Genomic DNA, 2,674 nt, shown 5'->3' on the forward strand with positions numbered 1-2,674 from the left:
GATGCGATTAAGGAAGCTGAAGCTTCTGATGCACGCCGAGCCCGTGGTGAAACGCTGAGTCCACTCGATGGTATTCCTTACACTACGAAGGATAGCTACTTAGTTAAAGGGCTCACTGCGGCTTCTGGTAGTCCAGCGTTTAAGGACTTAATTGCTCAATACGATGCATTTGCCGTTGAACGTCTGCGCGAAGCGGGGGCTATTTGCTTGGGCAAAACCAACATGCCGCCTATGGCTAATGGTGGTATGCAGCGCGGTCATTACGGCCGTGCCGAAAGCCCATACAATGCTAATTATCTTACCGCTCCCTTTGCCTCTGGTTCTTCCAATGGCGCGGGTACAGGTACGGCGGCAAGCTATTCTGCTTTCGGCCTAGCCGAAGAAACATGGTCGAGCGGTCGTGGGCCAGCATCGAACAACGGCCTGTGTGCTTATACTCCGTCACGTGGGGTGATTTCTGTGCGTGGTAACTGGCCGTTGACACCGACTATGGATGTTGTGGTGCCTTACACTCGTACTATGGCCGATATGCTCGAAGTACTTGACGTTATCGTGGCAGACGACCCTATTACTCGTGGTGATTTATGGCGTCTACAACCTTGGGTTGAAATCCCAAAAGCATCAACTGTGCGTCCAAAATCTTATCTGGATCTTGCTGCTCAAGCCGACACGCTTAAAGGCAAGCGATTTGGCGTACCGCGCATGTACATTAATAAAGATGAATTGGCTGGCACCAGCGAAAACCCAGGCATCGGCGGCCCGACTGGTCAGCGCATCAATACTCGTGCGTCAGTTATCGACTTATGGGAAGCAGCACGCTCAGCGCTGGAGTCTGCCGGAGCTGAAGTCATTGAAGTCGATTTTCCGCTGGTTTCTAACTGTGAAGGTGATCGCCCTGGTGCGCCGACCGTGTTCAATCGCGGCATCGTCACCCCTGAGTTTCTCGATGATGAGCTATGGGCACTATCAGGCTGGGCTTTAGATGAGTTCTTGCGTGCTAATAATGATCCTAAACTGAATAAACTGGCAGACGTCAACGGCCATTTGATTTTCCCGCATGATCTTGGCACCTTGCCCAATCGTGAGGGCGACCTTGCTGCTGGCATGGATGAATACGTCAACATGGCCAAAAGAGGCCTTAAGTCGTATAACCAAATCGACAGTATACCGGATGGTCTGCGCGGCTTAGAGAAGACACGCAAACTGGATCTGGAAGACTGGATGGACGAGCTAAAACTTAATGCAGTGTTATTCCCAACAGTGGCAGATGTAGGTCCGGCAGATGCACAGGTTAATCCTGCTTCTGCTGACATTGCGTGGAGTAATGGTGTTTGGGTTGCCAACGGTAACCTTGCTATTCGCCACTTAGGTGTACCGACTGTGACTGTGCCAATGGGCGTAATGGCCGACATTGGCATGCCGGTTGGTTTGACTTTCGCTGGCCGTGCTTATAATGATAACGACTTGCTTCGGTTTGCGAGTGCATTTGAGGCAACGGGCAGCAAGCGCGTTATTCCTCATCGCACGCCAGTGCTAAGCAGTAAGTAACAATTTCTAAGCACTAGGCATTAGGCACTAGGCTCTATGCATTTAAAACGGAAAACGGGATTGGCTCCAGTGCGCCAATCCCGTTTTTTATGGCAACGTAAATGCACGTTTAAAACATGTTCCATATCTACTGTGGGTTAGATGCCAATAAACGACCTCTGCCACGAAATCTCACCAGATGTCCTTAAGTTCAGCGTTGAATTTGTCCATTTTTCAAGTAAAGAACACTAACTTGTTTTGTACCAAAGTGAGTTAGATCTCGTGCTTTCCTTCTTTTCATTATAAAAGAAAATTGATATCGCTTTACTACAAATACTATTGTGTTTTGTGTAAATGGTGTAATCGAACAAGCGGGTTTTATATAACGTTATAATGAGTTTAGGCCTATTGCTAATCAAATAATCCAGCGGGTCGGTCTAAAGTAGGGCTGTGAAATTTTGTGGCCTAACTTAATATATTGTTATTGTGTACAATAAATTTCACAGGTAGTTTTGTTAACACTTTATATTGCAAAACTCGGTTTGTTTTGAGTGTCACTAATAATTTATCATTTACACCAAAGGCGTAGTAAGTATAAGGTTATTGTAATCAATAATTTAAACAGCTAAATTTATAGGGTTCTCTGTTCAATAAGCGTTAGTTGTTCGTTACCGTCAGTAAGTGTTAGTAAGGATTTGACTATTAAAATTGATAATAAGATGCGATTTGTTGCTCGATTATTTTGTGTTGTCTTTACCATAACGGTTATCGATATGTTGATAGAAGGCGGATATAAGTACCAAAATACAGGGAGTGTGTATTATGTATCTGCAAGCTCTAATCCAGGTAAGTTTTACTTTGCAGTTGTGTGGCAATCTTTAATTGTATGTGTTTCATTTTATTTCGGCTTTGTTGTGAAGTTGAAAGAAGCCACAAAGGAAGAGAATAACTAACGAACATTAATTTCCGCTTGGGTAAGCGTAGAAATTAATGTGACCACGATTGTTGGATTATCATAAACATGGTTAGAGTTTTTAGTTTAATTGATTCGAGTTAATTAAGCTGATAAGTTACTAACGTTATTAACAATTATCGTAATTTGAATGTTGAGTGTTACTGGGCTTGTCAGGACGTTTAGCTGCATTCT

General features: G+C 44.3%; 1 protein-coding gene. It reads left to right on the forward strand.

Going from position 1 to position 2,674, the window contains the following annotated elements; all coding sequences use genetic code 11:
* Positions 1 to 1,548 (forward strand): amidase (locus CXF78_RS19710; protein WP_102037710.1); only part of this gene is annotated, 1,548 nt, incomplete at its 5' end.
* Positions 1,549 to 2,674 lie beyond the last annotated feature (1,126 nt).

The organism is Shewanella sp. 11B5 (assembly GCF_002836795.1).
In the GTDB taxonomy this organism is placed as follows: domain Bacteria; phylum Pseudomonadota; class Gammaproteobacteria; order Enterobacterales; family Shewanellaceae; genus Shewanella; species Shewanella frigidimarina.